Origin of the sequence: Pseudomonas sp. FYR_5 (genome assembly GCF_043106315.1) — a bacterium.
In the GTDB taxonomy this organism is placed as follows: Bacteria; Pseudomonadota; Gammaproteobacteria; order Pseudomonadales; family Pseudomonadaceae; genus Aquipseudomonas; species Aquipseudomonas putida_Y.
On the sequence record NZ_JBICMK010000078.1, the window covers coordinates 1 to 14831 of the forward strand.

Annotated in this window: 10 protein-coding genes; 2 read left to right on the plus strand and 8 right to left on the minus strand. The window is 62.6% G+C overall.

All coding sequences use genetic code 11. The features are described from left to right. Positions 1-446: 446 nt before the first annotated feature. The 8 genes from ACF8RA_RS13015 to ACF8RA_RS13050 all read right to left on the minus strand — a co-directional run bounded on the left by ACF8RA_RS13015 (position 447) and on the right by ACF8RA_RS13050 (position 12658). Positions 447-1220 carry an enoyl-CoA hydratase gene (locus ACF8RA_RS13015; RefSeq protein ID WP_003250095.1) on the minus strand — a complete coding sequence of 258 codons (774 nt, stop codon included), beginning with the start codon at positions 1218-1220 and terminating at the stop codon, positions 447-449. A gap of 13 nt (positions 1221-1233) precedes the next feature. Beyond that, the gene (locus ACF8RA_RS13020) at positions 1234-2361 is read right to left on the minus strand and encodes an acyl-CoA dehydrogenase (RefSeq protein ID WP_176684915.1); all 1128 of its coding nucleotides are present in this window, start codon (positions 2359-2361) and stop codon (positions 1234-1236) included. Positions 2362-2369: 8 nt separating this feature from the next. Next, the gene (locus ACF8RA_RS13025; protein WP_392519228.1) at positions 2370-3563 is read right to left on the minus strand and encodes an acetyl-CoA C-acyltransferase; all 1194 of its coding nucleotides are present in this window, start codon (positions 3561-3563) and stop codon (positions 2370-2372) included. Positions 3564-3574: 11 nt separating this feature from the next. Then, positions 3575-4342: an SDR family NAD(P)-dependent oxidoreductase gene (locus ACF8RA_RS13030; protein ID WP_021785354.1), complete on the minus strand. Its 768-nt coding sequence runs from the start codon at positions 4340-4342 to the stop codon at positions 3575-3577. Between the two features lie 13 nt (positions 4343-4355). After that, positions 4356-6002 carry an acyl-CoA synthetase gene (locus ACF8RA_RS13035; protein WP_392519229.1) on the minus strand — a complete coding sequence of 549 codons (1647 nt, stop codon included), beginning with the start codon at positions 6000-6002 and terminating at the stop codon, positions 4356-4358. A 122-nt stretch (positions 6003-6124) separates the two neighbouring features. Then, positions 6125-10570, minus strand: coding sequence for an NEL-type E3 ubiquitin ligase domain-containing protein (locus ACF8RA_RS13040; protein ID WP_392519230.1), 4446 nt, complete (start codon positions 10568-10570; stop codon positions 6125-6127). A 144-nt stretch (positions 10571-10714) separates the two neighbouring features. Then, the gene (locus ACF8RA_RS13045) at positions 10715-11737 is read right to left on the minus strand and encodes an AraC family transcriptional regulator (RefSeq protein WP_392462069.1); all 1023 of its coding nucleotides are present in this window, start codon (positions 11735-11737) and stop codon (positions 10715-10717) included. A 57-nt stretch (positions 11738-11794) separates the two neighbouring features. Further along, positions 11795-12658 carry a LysR substrate-binding domain-containing protein gene (locus ACF8RA_RS13050; protein WP_176684934.1) on the minus strand — a complete coding sequence of 288 codons (864 nt, stop codon included), beginning with the start codon at positions 12656-12658 and terminating at the stop codon, positions 11795-11797. A 112-nt stretch (positions 12659-12770) separates the two neighbouring features. On the opposite strand from ACF8RA_RS13050, the gene ACF8RA_RS13055 reads away from it, so the two are divergent. Both ACF8RA_RS13055 and phnX read left to right on the plus strand, forming a co-directional pair. Beyond that, complete coding sequence (locus tag ACF8RA_RS13055; RefSeq protein ID WP_392519231.1) at positions 12771-13877, plus strand: 2-aminoethylphosphonate--pyruvate transaminase; 1107 nt, start codon at positions 12771-12773, stop codon at positions 13875-13877. 34 nt (positions 13878-13911) lie between these two features. Next, complete coding sequence (gene phnX, locus ACF8RA_RS13060) at positions 13912-14739, plus strand: phosphonoacetaldehyde hydrolase (protein ID WP_003250077.1); 828 nt, start codon at positions 13912-13914, stop codon at positions 14737-14739. Positions 14740-14831 lie beyond the last annotated feature (92 nt).

Sequence of the window (14831 nt, forward strand, 5' to 3'; positions counted from 1 at the left end):
GGACTGTTCGCTGAGCCAAAACAGACGAGTTCGCTTCTTGCTTCTTGCTTCTTGCTTCTTGCTTCTTGGATGTGGGCATTCACATCGAGTAGGTATTCATTCACGAAGGTGGCGCATAGTCACCTTTCCGCCCTTACGGCGGGTCCCTTTTTGTCGTGGCAAAAAGGAACCAAAAACCGTCGGCTCCCATCATCCGGCCCCTACGCTGCGCTCCGGGGTCCCCTCGCTACGGTCTTGCTCCCGGGAGTACGCGCCGAAGGCCCCATCCATGGGGCCTCAGCGCTTGACGGGCATCCATGCCCGTCACCTCCCTCCGCAAGCCCTGCACTCGGCCTCCTGAAGTCGCAATCTGCGTCGCCTGAACTATCGCGCGCTTAGAAGCAAAAGCAAAAGCAACGGCAACGGCAACGGCAACGGCAACGGCAACGGCAACGAACCGAGTCTGATCAACGGTCCTTGAACTGTGCCTCGCGCTTGGCGATGAATGCGGCCATGCCTTCTTTCTGGTCTTCGGTGGAGAAAGCCGCATGGAAGACCCGACGCTCAAAACGAACCCCCTCGCTGAGGGTGACTTCAAACGCTCGGTTGACGCTTTCCTTGACCATCATGCTCACCGGAATCGACTTGCTGGCAATGGTCGCCGCCACCTTCAACGCCTCTTCCACCAGCTCTGCCTGCGGCACGATCCGCGCCACCAGGCCTGCACGCTCGGCCTCTTCAGCCCCCATAAGACGGCCGGTCAGGCAAAGCTCCATGGCCTTGGCCTTGCCCACCGCACGCGTCAGGCGCTGGGTACCGCCCATGCCCGGCAGCACGCCCAGGTTGATTTCCGGTTGACCAAACTTGGCGTTGTCCGCAGCGAGGATAAAGTCGCACATCATCGCCAGCTCACAGCCGCCGCCCAAGGCAAATCCGGACACGGCAGCAATGATCGGCTTACGGCGATTGGCAATGCGGTCGGCGTCGCTGAACAGGTCGTCGACGTAGATCTGCGGGTATTGCAGCTCGGCCATTTCCTTGATGTCAGCGCCAGCGGCAAAGGCTTTGGCCGAACCTGTCAGCACCACGCAACCAATATTCGGGTCGCGCTCGAGCTGGTCCAGGGCCTGGTTGATCTCGCCGACAATCTGCGCGTTCAGCGCATTGAGCGCCTGCGGGCGGTTGAGGGTGATCAGGCCGACCTTGCCGTGGATGTCCAACAGGATGGTTTCGAATGCCATGCAGTCTGCTCCTTCAAAGATTGCGCGCAATGACCATGCGCTGAATGTCGCTGGTGCCTTCGTAGATCTGGCAAACCCGAACGTCGCGGTAGATCCGCTCCAGCGGGAAGTCACTCAGATAGCCATAACCGCCCAGAGTCTGCAAGGCATCCGAACAGACCTTTTCAGCCATTTCCGAGGCAAACAGCTTGGCCATCGATGCTTCCACCAGCGCCGGGCGCCCCGCATCACGAAGGGCGGCGGCGTGCAATACCATCTGCCGGGCCACGGAAATCTTCGTCGCCATGTCGGCCAGGCGAAAGGCCACGGCCTGGTGCTGGATCAACGGTTTGCCAAAGCTCTGGCGCTCGTTGGCGTAGTCGCGCGCCACTTCGAACGCCGCGCGGGCCATACCCACCGCTTGCGAGGCGATGCCGATACGGCCGCCCTCAAGGTTGGCCAGGGCGATCTTGTAGCCTTCACCCTCCGCGCCCAACCGGTTGGCCACTGGCACGCGCACATTGTCGAAAACGATCTGGCAGGTGTCGGAGGCGTGCTGGCCGAGTTTGTCCTCGACCCGTGCTACCTGGTAGCCCGGCGAATCGGTCGGCACGATGAAGGCGCTGATACCACGCTTGCCAGCCTCCGGGTCGGTGACTGCAAACACGATCACTACCCCGGCGTTCTGCCCCGAGGTAATGAACTGCTTACTGCCATTGAGCACGTAGTGGTCGCCCTCCAGGCGTGCGCGGGCCTTCAGGCTGCTGGCATCGGAGCCAGCCTGTGGTTCGGTCAGGGCGAAAGCACCAAGCATCGCACCTGTCGCCAGCGGGGTGAGGAACTGCTTTTTCTGCTGCTCGTTGCCGAAGCGCAGAATCGGCACGCACCCCACCGAGTTGTGCACGCTCATGATGGTCGAGCAGGCGCCATCGCCCGCAGCGATTTCCTCCAGGGCCATGGCATAGGCCACATAACCGGTGTCGCTACCGCCCCACTGCTCCGGCACCAGCATGCCGAACAGGCCCAGTTCGGCCATTTCGTCGATGGCCTCTTTCGGGAAGCGATGGTCCTTGTCCCATTGCTCGGCAAACGGCTTCAGGCGCTCCTGGGCGAAGGCACGTACCGCGTCGGCGATCTGTTGTTGCTCGTCAGTTACCAGCATGGTTCACCTCAGTACAGGCATTCAACAGCCATGGCCGTGGCCTCGCCACCGCCGATGCAAATGGCCGCCACCCCCCGGCGCAGATTGTTCTGGCGCAAGGCTGACAACAGGGTGACCAGAATACGTGCGCCAGAAGCGCCGATCGGGTGACCGAGGGCGCAGGCGCCGCCGTGGATATTGACCTTGTCGTGTGGCAGATCGAGGTGTTTCATGGCCGCCAGGGTGACCACGGCGAAGGCCTCGTTGATCTCGAACAGGTCGACTTCGGCCAGGTTCCAGCCGGTGCGCTTCATCAGTTTGTCGATCGCGCCAATCGGGGCGGTCGGGAACAGCGCCGGGGTGTCGGCAAAGGCGGCGTGACCGTGGATGACGGCCAATGGTTTGAGGCCACGTTTGTCGGCTTCGGAGCGACGCATCAGTACCAGTGCCGCAGCGCCGTCAGAAATCGAACTGGCGTTGGCCGCCGTCACGGTGCCGCCCTCACGAAACGCCGGTTTGAGCTGCGCAATCTTGTCCAGGCGCGCCTTGGGTGGCTGCTCGTCATCCTTGATGACACGCTTTTCCTTGCCCTCGGTGACTTCCACCGGCACGATCTCGGCGGCAAAACGGCCGCTGCTGATCGCTTCCTGCGCTCGGGTCAGCGAGGCGATGGCGAACTGGTCCTGGGCTTCGCGGCTGAAGGCATTGGCCTGGGCACAGTCCTCGGCGAAGGTGCCCATCAGGCGGCCTTTGTCGTAGGCGTCTTCGAGGCCGTCCATGAACATGTGGTCGATGATCTTGCCGTGGCCCATGCGGTAGCCGCCACGGGCTTTGTCCAGCAGGTACGGCGCGTTGGTCATGCTTTCCATGCCACCCGCCACTACCACGTCTGCGGTGCCGGCCAGCAGCAGGTCATGGGCCAGGATCGCGGCTTGCATACCCGAGCCGCACATTTTGTTCAGGGTGGTGCAGGTGGTGTGTTTGTCCAGCCCGGCGCCCAGCGCAGCCTGGCGTGCCGGCGCCTGGCCCTGGCCGGCCGGCAGCACACAGCCGAACAGTACCTGCTCGACGCTGGCGGCATCGATGCCGGCACGTTCCACGGCACCACGAATGGCCGCGCTGCCCAGTTGCGGCGCAGTCAGGCTCTTGAGGTCGCCCTGCAACCCGCCCATGGGCGTGCGCACGGCGCTGACGATAACGATGGGATCATTGGCGAGGGTCATGTTCGCTCTCCTTACTTGGCAGCCATGCGCAGCGCACCGTCGAGGCGGATGACCTCACCGTTGAGCATGCTGTTCTCGATGATGTGGCGGGCCAGCGCGGCGTATTCCTGCGGGCGGCCCAAGCGGGGCGGGAACGGCACGCCGGCAGCCAGCGAAGCACGTACCTCTTCGCTCATGCCGGCCATCATAGGGGTTTCAAAGATGCCCGGGGCGATGGTCATCACACGGATGCCGAAGCGCGCCAGTTCGCGCGCGGCCGGCAAGGTCAGGCTGGCAATGGCCCCCTTGGAGGCAGCGTAGGCGGCCTGGCCAATCTGGCCGTCATAGGCGGCAATGGAGGCCGTGTTGATGATGACCCCACGCTCGCCGCTCTCATCGGCAGCCCCTTCGGCCATGGCCGCCGCAGCCAGACGCAACAGGTTGAAGCTGCCGATCAGGTTGACGTTGATGACCTTGGCGAAACTGGCCAGGCCATGCGGGCCCTGCTTGCCCAGTACCTTCTCGGCACCGACGATGCCGGCACAATTGACCAACCCATGCAAGCTGCCAAAGGCGCTGACAGCTGCATCGACAGCCGACTGGGCCGCCTGCTCGTCACTGATATCCGCCACGGCGAAACGGGCGTTGTCGCCCAGCTCGCGGGCCTTGGCTTCGACAGCCGGGGCATTGAGGTCGACCAGCATGACCTTGGCGCCAGCCTCGACCAGCATCTGTGCAGTCGCGGCACCCAGCCCGGAAGCGGCGCCGCTGACGATGAAATGTTTATTGGCGATGTGCATGAGTACTTTCCTTTCAGACGCTGACAGGGGTGGCCTGTTGCGCTTGTTGTTTGGCGACTTCCTGGTTGCGCAGGATGAAGCGTTGCAGCTTGCCGCTCGGGGTCTTGGGCAGTTCGCTGACGAATTCGATTTCCCTGGGGTAAGCATGTGCGTAGAGGCGCTGGCGTACGTGCTGGCGCAAGGTTTCTTCCAGCTCGACGCTGCCGGCATAGCCACTGGCCAATACCACGAACGCCTTGATCAGCTCGGTGCGCTCCGGGTCTGGCTTGCCGATCACCGCTGCCTCGATCACCGCCGGGTGCTCGATCAACGCGCTTTCCACATCGAACGGACCCACCCGGTAACCGGAGGTGGTGATCACGTCGTCGCTGCGGCCAACGAAGCTGATGCTGCCATCCAGGTTCAGCTCGACAGTGTCGCCGCTGAGGTAGTACTTGCCGACGAAAGCTTTGGTCGGCAGACCGTGGTAACCACCGAACCAGCACAGCGGCGACTGCTCGCGGTCAACGGCGAGGATGCCTGGCTGGCCGGCTGGCAGTTCGTTGCCTTGCTCGTCCAGCACCACGATGCGGTGGCCGGGGATGGCATAGCCGGCTGAGCCCAGGTGCACCGGGTGCTGCAGGCCATGGTGGTTGCACAGCACCATGCCCAGTTCGGTCTGGCCGTAGTGATCGTGAATGGTCACGCCCAGCTCGTCGGCGAACCAGCGGATCACCTCGGGGTTAAGCGGTTCGCCGGCACTGCTGACCACCCGCAGGCGGCCCTTGATCGGTGCCGAGAAATCTTTGCCCGCCGCAATCAGCAAGCGATACGCGGTGGGCGAGCCGGCCAGGTTGGTGATACCCAGCTTGTCGATCACCCGGGCGCAGCTCTCGACACTGAACGGGCCATCGTAGAACGTGGTGGCGTGCCCCAGCGACAACGGACCGGTAACGGCGTAATACAAGCCGTAAGCCCAACCCGGGTCGGCCAGGTTCCAGAAGTTGTCCTCGGGCAGCAGCTCGATGGCATCACGCATGTAGCCCTGAAACGCGACAATCGCACGCAGTGGCACTTCCAGGGGTTTTGCCGGGCCAGTGGTTCCAGAGGTGAACATCAGCAGGAACGGATCGTTGCCTGAGCGCATCACCGGCTCGCAGACATCCGCTGCGTTCTCCAGGCATTGCTGGAAGTCCAGTTCACCACTGCGGGCCTTGACGGTAATGATGGTCGGGCAGGCGTGCACCTCGTCCAGCTTGGCGCGGTTCTGGCTATCGGTGACCACCACTCGGGCATGGGATTGCTCAAGCCGGTGCTCGATGGCCTTGGGGCCGAACGCGGTGAACAAGGGCTGGTAAACCGCCCCGAGGCGCCAGGTAGCGAGGATGGTCACCAGCAATTCGGGGGTGCGCGGCATCAAGCCGGCAACCCGGTCTCCGGCGCCTACCCCCTGCGCCCTTAGCACATTGGCGAACCGGGCAGCCTGCGCCTGAAGCTGATCGAAGCTATAACGCGCGCTGTTGCCATCGCGGTCCTCGTGAATCAGCGCCAGCTTGCCGTCACCGGCATGCCGGTCACAGCATTCGACACAGGCATTAAGGGCTTCAAGGTTGCCGTGCAATGCCGCCACAACGGCCTGGTCATGGGCAAACGTACGAGCGGCCTCGGCGTAATCGCGCATCATCGGACTCCTGGTTTCTTGTTTTTGGAGTTGAAGCATCGGTCCGACGATGTTCGCGCCGCTCATGCGCGGCGGCAATGGCCAAAGCTGTCAATCTGGATGACTGGTTTGGCCGCCGCCCATCACCCCTCTGCGCGCTCGGCTGCACGCAGATAGGACTGGGTGAGCCCTGCGACCAGGCGCTCGACATCAAGGACCTGCTGTTCCTGCAGCCACCGTAGTCGCTGCTCGAAGGCCGCCGGCGCCAAGACAGGACGTTGAGCCTGCAGCTCAAGCGTGCGTCGAGTGTAATCCGCACTGAGGGCATCGAACATTTGGTCATGCTGCTGGCGCAGGTATCGGCGCCAGAACGCGCGCTGGCTCAGGCTATCGGTCAGGCCCTCGATGGTCTGCGCGCGCGTAACCCGCAGGAATGCATCCTCTACCTGGGCCTGTGTCAGCGCGACAGCATCGGGATAGCGCATGGCATGCGGCTGGTTGGGCAACCGCAAACGGCTACGAAGTTGCACCCTGTAAGCCAACCCCAATGCCAACTGGTCAACATGTTCACTGGCAGCCAGACGCTGCCGGCCATCCTGGTAGGCTATCCCTTCCAGTTGATCCAGCCGGAACAGTTGCCTGCCCAGCTCAAGCAACTCGCCCCTGCGTTCAGGGTTGACTGCGGCGGCTTCGGCCTGCGCCTGCCTTACCAATACCTGCAATGCACTGAAATGGCTGGCAACGGCGTCCGAACATGACAGCGGCAGGCCGGCCCGCTCAAAGATCCGCCGGCACAGCACCGGGTCGCCGTCCAGCGCACCCAGCAGTGTCCATACGCCGTCAACCAGCGCATCCCGCCCTTCACCCGCTTCGCTGTAGTCCGCTGTCATTTCCAGGCGAGCCAACAACCTGAACAACCCGCTGCTACCCGCTTGCTCCAGCAACCGCAGCCACATGTCCTCCCGCTCGGCCCGAACCGTCGCATCCGTATGGCCTACCCAACGCGTACGGGCCCTGACCAGGTCAACTGACCCCAACTGCTCAGGCGAGTGCCGGTGTTCTTCGATCACATCGAGTGCATACAACCTTCGTTGCTGCATGACCGACAAGGGGTTGTCCTCTATCAGGATGGCGCGTCGAAATGCATAAGGCATCAGCTGAATCTCGGTGGGCACTTCGCGGAGTTGGTTGTTGCGCAGGTCAGCACGCTCGAGTAGACCACAGAGTTCCAGGCGACGCGGCCAACTACCCAGGCGACAATGACGCAGGTTCAGACTTGTCAGCCGAGAAAGTTGGTGGAAACTCATGTCCAGCGCTTCCAGCCGGTTATGACTGAGATCAAGATGCGCAAGGTTGGACAAACCATGCAAAACGCCGATCGCCTGGGCATCGAGGCGTATCTCGTTATGCGCCAACCGGAGCGATTGAATATTCGGTAAATAGGCAATGCCTGTTGGTAGACGCATCAACGCGTTGTTGTTGAGGTTCAGGTGCGTCAAGGCAGTGAACGGGCGAAGGAAGTCGGCCGGAATGTCAGTGATCAGGGTGTCGGTCACGCTCAGCAGGGTAATGCGATGGAAATCGATGTGCGGCGGTAGTGCCGGCAGTGTGCGCAGACTCAAACCGCTCATCGACAAGCGCTGCCCTTGTGTTTGCCCTCCGCCGACCGAAACAGGCTCGCCCTGCAGTCGCCAGGCTCGCAGGATGCTGTCGGCCGCCAACCTGCGGGCGGCTTGCCGACCTTGCTGCAACTCGGCACCGACCCAGCGATTCAGGTATAGCACCAGTTGGTCATGTGCTTCCTGCAGTTCGACCAGGCGCTCGAAGACTGGCTGCGAACCTTGCTGCACACGCGCCAGCTCTAAATCGAGCGCTGCCTCTTCCAGGCCAGGATAAAGCGATCGTAGCTGGTCGCGAATGAGCGCCCGTTCATCCCTGGGTGCAGCGCCAGGGCGGCCACTGAGCGGGTATCCCACGCGCCCATCGTCCATGCGACGCCCTGGGTTGAGCCAAGCCTGCTCCTCTGGCCAGCCGAGCATGCGCGCGATATCCCAATGGGAAGCGGGTAATCGCGCCAGAAGCTTCTCGCGCAGTTGGCTCGCCGCCGCGCTGCCCACCAGTTGCATCGCTGCCCGCTGCTCCGACGTAAGTGCGGTAAATAGCGCCTCGAAGATACATCCAGGCTCGTCAGCGATAAGCTCGTGTGGCACACCTGACCCGTTGTAGATCAGAAACCTGCCTTCATGCCGGACCACTATTCTTTTTGCTTCGGTTTGCCCGCCGCTACCGAGGCGCCTGATAGACCGCCCCTCCAACCCGCCGTCACGCAAGTCGAGGTCAAGTTGCTCGAGTTCGAAGCTATCCAGCAACGCAAGGGCCAACTCGCCGGTGACATCACTGTACGCTGTGCTCAGATACAATCCCGCCAGCCCCCGGCTCAGGCGAGCCAGACGCAAGAGCGAACGGGCGTTGTTCGCGCACGGCAATGGCAGCCGCCGCTCGACCCGCGCCATTTGGTGCTCAAGCTCATGCGCTTGGCCGGTTACTTCATTTATGTAGGCCGAAGGCAAACCCGGGAAGTCCCGCTTGACCAACATGCTCAGCGGGTCTGCTGCAAGTGACTGCTCTGTCAGGTGGGCAAACAATGGCGGCCGCAACCCGGCCTCATGCACCTGCATCTGCTCCAGTCCGGCGCCCACGCCAGGCCTTGCTTCACACCAGGCCAGCAGTTCACTGTCCGCTGGCATCAACGCCTTCAGCCGAACACGCTCGAAAAACGTTTGAATGCGCGCATGCGCCTGGAAAGCACGCAAGGTTTGACCAAGGCTCACCGGAACCGGGCGATTCTCCACGAGAACGCCGCGTAACAGGTCTTCATCGATACCTGCCACCCGCATTATCTGCTCGGCCTGATGCGCGTCGACAGGGGGATGCTGTGGCCATAATGCATCCAGCATGCGAGCAGGCGCCTGCCAGCTTAGTGGTTGCTCACGCATCAACTGCCAGCCACGCTCACCGTTGTGCAGCACGACCGGCCCGTAGCCGCCCTCACTCGCGGCATGGCGCAGGCGATAGGGGCCATCGGCGACAGGCTGATGCACTTCGAAGTAGCGTCCATCGATACGGACCCCGCGGCGGCCTGCCTCGCCATTGCGTCCCTCTCCGAGCAGATCGATAGGGTCCGGCAATGATCGATAGTTCCTGGCGTTGAACTGCCACAGGCGACCCTGCCCGTTCCCAAGGCTTACCGGCTCCAGGCTCGCGACAAACGCACTGCGCACAAAACTGACACCCGCCACCGTCGCCGCGGTGGCCGCCAAGGTTTCGGCGACCCCCAGCAGATGCTGCAGCGCTTCGTGTTGGTGCCCCTTCGACCAGTCCCTTGCCCCTTCGAACACTTCAGAGCAAGTCTGGGCAACCACCTGCCCCAGCAGCACGCCCCCCACAGCCGGGATGAAAAGGCCAGCGAGGTTGACCAGGTCCAGACCTGCCGCCTTCCACTCAGCGTGCCTGGCGCTTACCGCCCGGCTATCAGCGTCTGCGGTCGGTACCAGCAGCAACCGGGCATCTTCCTTGACCCGTTGCACTTGCCGAGTCGCCAGTTGCCTGAAGATCCCTCCTTCAGGTGTTTCACCCTCAAGCTCCAGGTCCGGCACCTTGTCTTTCAAGCGCTTGCCAAGGGTACTGACAAAACCTGCACGGTGCTCAAGGCTGATGAGCTGCGTGAAGTACTGCCAGTAACCCGGATCTTGCAACAACATCGCCACGGTATTGTTCATGGAGGGGGCATTGTCGAAGAACCGCAATGCCTGCCGGGGATCACCAGGCAGGTAAAGTACGATGCCCCGTTCATTTCCCGCCTTGTCATGCAGGTGAATCAGCAAGCCATCGACCACAGGTTGCCCTATTGCCCTCAGCAGCATGGGTTTGCATTCGAGCCCTTGTTGTCGCTTCTCCTGACCGTGGTCCACTACCTCACGCAAGGCAAGCTGCACATCGACGCTTATGTTTCCCTGCAAAGCCGCTAGTTCGGTCGCCAGCTTCAACCCCGAACGTTTGTCTTCAGCCAGCATCGCCTGGGTCGCTGGCTGGAAGACCCGTTGCAACGCGTCCTGATAGCGCTGACCAACGTCCAGATCACGACAGGCGGTAATCAATGCCTCCAGCGATGCATTCAATGGTTTATCGCTGCCTGGCAAAACCAACCCCGTGCCCTCGTAGTAGCGGGTGTTCGCAGCAAAGTTGCGCATCAGCCGCAGTAACCCATTTTCACGCGTCTGGCTGTATGCGTATGTCTGTTGCAGGGTACCTGGCAATGTGCCGAAGCGCGGCGCGACCCGCAGCCATTCGAGCTGGGCAAATACCTGCCCGTCCGGCAACGGTGCATCCAGCAAAGCCGCCAGGTGTTTCTCGGCAAACTGCTGGAGCGGCAGTAACTCGAGCGTCAGGCCACTCAAGCGTGCCTGGTTGGCATGGTGCGCGTTCAGGGTGGTGCGCAGTGTGTTGATCTGGCCCCTTGACGCGCGTTTGAGCCACTCAGGTAATCGGGCACCTATGAATGGGTCATGGGCAGTAGCGTTGATGTTCATGGTGGGTTCCACAGCTATTGGCGAAGCCAACCATGTTGTTCAAATGCCGGACCAGGATGCAGAGGGAACGGGTTCGATCGGCGCCTGCTCGGTAAGCCTTCTGGGCCCGCGCGGTAATGCACTACAACGGGAAGCGTTCGCCCTTCAGTGCCCTACCCCTCGCGCCTGGATCAATGCCCGATAATGCCCCGGATTGCAGCCGAACCACTTGCGAAATGCCTTATAGAACGAGCTGCTGTCGGCAAACCCCAAACGCTCGGCAAGCTCGCCCATGGCCACGTCTTCCTGGCTGAGCCAGGCGATCGCCAGCTCCCGTCGTACGCTGTCCTTCAGGCCCTGGTAGTTCTGCCCCTCTTCTGCCAGGCGCCGCCGCAGGGTCGATGGCGACAGGCACAGCTGCCGGGCCAGGCTGTCAGCATCAGGCCATTGCTCAGGGGCCAGGCGCAACAGGTCGGTGCGGATACGCCGCCCGAGGCTGGCCGGGTCACGGTACTTGACCAGGATATTGCCCGGCGCTTCGGCCAGAAAACGCTGCAACTCCTCCTCGCTGCGGCGCAGGGGCAAGTCGAGGCATTGCGAAGCAATGATCATGCGTGTGCGTGGACGCTCAAAGTGCAGGTTCTCCGAAAACATGACCCGGTAGTCGTCGCAAAATGGGGGTTCGGCACAACGCAGATCGATGCTCAGAATCGGGATGCGCCGCCCGGCCAGCCAGCAAGCCACACCATGCACGATCATCCAGAACGTGAAATAGGTGAACGCGCGGCGCGGTTCGTCACGCGGTTCATTGATGACAATTTCGGCCAGGCCTTCCTGGCGCACCAGGCTGGGCTGCATGTCTTGAAGCATCAGCGACAGAAATGCCAGCGAGGTTTCCAGGCCTGCGCCCAGGGTCGGTTGGCCCATGCTGGCACGGCACATGAAAGCCAGGCTGCCACTGCACAAACCGCGCGGGTCCATCGCGAAAAATTCGTCGTTGCAGCGCCGGGCCAGCAAGCGCCACAGGCGGGCATAGGATTCGGCACTGACCCTTGCCTCTGGCAGGTGCAGTTGTTCAACGGCGATGCCCGCCCTGGCCAGCAAGCCACTGTCAGGCTCACCGGCAGGGCAGGTCTGCAACAGCGCTTCGCGCACCAGTTGCATGGAAATGGTGTCTTTGTCGCTCATCGACGGTCCTGTCGGCTGATTGCCGGCCATATTAGGGTGCCCCGCAGCAAACAGCCATCACAGCCCCGCGGCCAGACTCAGGAATGCCTGAATCAGGCGCAGTTCGCGACGACGCTCCAGGCAGCCGATCACGTGTTGGTTGACAAGGCCCTCGCCGGCCAAGGGTCGTGCCACCACCCGGGGATCATTGGCCACTTCAGTGGAAGAAACAACGCCAATCCCCAGTTGCGAGGCCACTGCCTCGGTTACTGCCTCCCGGCTGTCCAGCTCCAGCAGTACGCGCGGTTGCACCCCCGCCTTGATACAGGCCTTGTCGAAGGTGCGCCGCGTGGTGGAGCTGGGTTCGCGCAGCACCATGATCTGTTGGTGCAGCGCGGCCAACGGCAAGTCCTCCCGCTCGCTGGCCCAGGCATGCCCCACGGGTAACAACGCACACAGGCGCGACTCACAGAGCGTTTGCAGATGCAGCCCCTTGCGCGGCTCGATTTCGGTCAGCACCGCCACGTCGGCATGCTCGCCGAGCAGCGCAGCCAAGGTCTCCTGAGCATTGCCCAGGCGCAAGTTGACGGTGACGCCTGGGTACCGTTCACGCAGCAGCGCCAGCATCGGCATGACCCGGTGCGGGCCGTCGGCGGCTACCTCCAGGCGCCCGGTCAGCAGCTGGCGGTTGGCCTCGAGCATGGCCTGCGCCTCTTCGGCCAGGCCGAACATGGCGCGGGTGATGGCCGCCAGGCGCGTGCCCTCCTCGGTCAGTTCCACGCGCCGTGCGGTACGCCGCAGCAAGGTGATCTGGTAGTGCTCTTCCAGGGCCTTGACGTGCCCGGTCACCGCCGGCTGGCTGATGAACAGGCGCTCGGCAGCACGGGTAAAGCTGCCCTCACGGGCCACGGCGTCGAAGGCGCGTAGCTGGAACAGGTTCATATTTATCGGCCTGACTTATAGCTGGGATAACAACAAACAATTTGATTGATGGCAGCGCGAATTGCAACCTAGGCCCCGTAGTTTCAGCCCACCGCTTGCGAGGAATAACGGAATGAGCAACGCCCCGATTCTGCTGACCCCAGGTCCCCTGACCACATCAATCCGCACCCGCCAAGCCATGCTGGTGGACTGGGGCTCCTGGGACCGTGACTTCAACCAATTGACTGCCAGCGTCTGCGAACAACTGCTGGCCATCATCGACGGCGCCAGCAGCCACCACTGCGTTCCCCTGCAAGGCAGCGGCACCTTCGCCGTGGAAGCGGCCATCGGCACCTTGGTGCCACGCGATGGCAAGGTTCTGGTACTGATCAACGGCGCGTACGGCCAGCGCCTGGCGAAGATCTGCAAAGTGCTGGGCCGCACCTACAGCACCTTCGAAACGGCCGAAGACCAGCCGACCACGGCCGCCGACGTCGAACGGCTGCTGGCCGAAGACCCGGCCATCACCCATGTGGCGCTGATCCACTGCGAAACCAGCACCGGCATCCTCAACCCGCTGCCCGAAATCGCCCAGGTGATCAAACGCCAAGGCAAGCGCCTGATCATCGATGCCATGAGCTCGTTCGGAGCATTGCCGATCGATGCCCGCGAAATCCCCTTCGAAGCGCTGATCGCAGCCTCCGGAAAGTGCCTGGAAGGCGTACCCGGCATGGGCTTCGTCTTCGCCGAAAAAAACGCCCTGGCGGCCGCCGAAGGCAACGCCCACTCGCTGGCCATGGACCTGCACGACCAGCACGCCTACATGGCCAAGACCGGGCAATGGCGCTTCACCCCGCCTACCCACGTTGTCGCGGCCCTGCACGAAGCACTGCAGCAATACAACGAGGAAGGTGGCCTTCCGGCCCGCCACCAGCGCTACGCAGACAACTGCAAGACGCTGCTCGACGGCATGGCAGCCATCGGCCTGCGCAGTTTTCTGCCCGCCGAAATCCAGGCGCCGATCATCGTCACCTTCCACGCCCCCACCGATGCCCGCTACCAGTTCAAGGACTTCTACGAGCGGGTCAAGGCCAAGGGATTCATTCTCTACCCGGGCAAGCTGACCCAGGTCGAAACCTTCCGCGTCGGCTGTATCGGTGTGGTCGGGGCGGACGGCATGCAGGCCGCCGTGAACGCCGTGGCCGACGTGCTGCGGGAAATGGAAGTGCTGGACATCTGACGCTTTGCCCACCCCTACTCAGGAACTTGCGCACATGAACTACAACAACCCCACCCAACTGCAAGCGGCCATCCTCGACTGGGCTGGCACCGTGGTCGACTTCGGCTCATTCGCCCCCACCCAGATCTTTGTCGAGGCCTTTGCCGAGTTCGACGTGCAGGTGTCTATCGAGGAAGCCCGAGGCCCGATGGGCATGGGTAAATGGGACCATATCCGCACCCTGTGCGACGTACCGGAAATTGCCGAGCGCTACCGCAAGGTGTTCGGCCGTACCCCGACCGATGATGACGTCACCGCCATCTACAACCGCTTCATGCCGCTGCAGATCGAGAAGATCGCCGTGCACTCGGCGCTCATCCCCGGTGCGCTGGACACCCTCACCGGTCTACGCCAGGACGGCCTGAAGATCGGCTCGTGCTCGGGCTACCCGAAAGTGGTGATGGACAAGGTGGTGGAACTGGCTGCGCAGAACGGCTACGTAGCCGACCATGTAGTGGCCACCGATGAAACCCCGAACGGCCGCCCATGGCCGGCCCAGGCGTTGGCCAACGTGATTGCGCTGGGGATTGACGATGTAGCGGCCTGCGTGAAGGTGGACGACACCGTGCCAGGCATTCTTGAAGGCCGCCGTGCCGGCATGTGGACCGTGGCGCTGGTCTGCTCGGGCAATGCCCTGGGCCTGACCTGGGAAGGCTTCCGCGCGCTGAGTGCCGAAAAACTGGAAAGCGAGCGCCAGCGCATCCATGCACTGTTTGCCGGCTCCCGCCCACACTACCTGATCGACACCATCAACGATCTGCCCGAAGTGATTGCCGACATCAACCGACGCCTGGCCAAGGGCGAGATGCCGCAAGCCTTCTGACACCTGCGGTTTCTCTGTATGTGTGTCCGCCACCAATCTGTGTAGGAGCGGGTTTACCCGCGAATGCGGTGGCGGCAGCAACGGTGAACGGC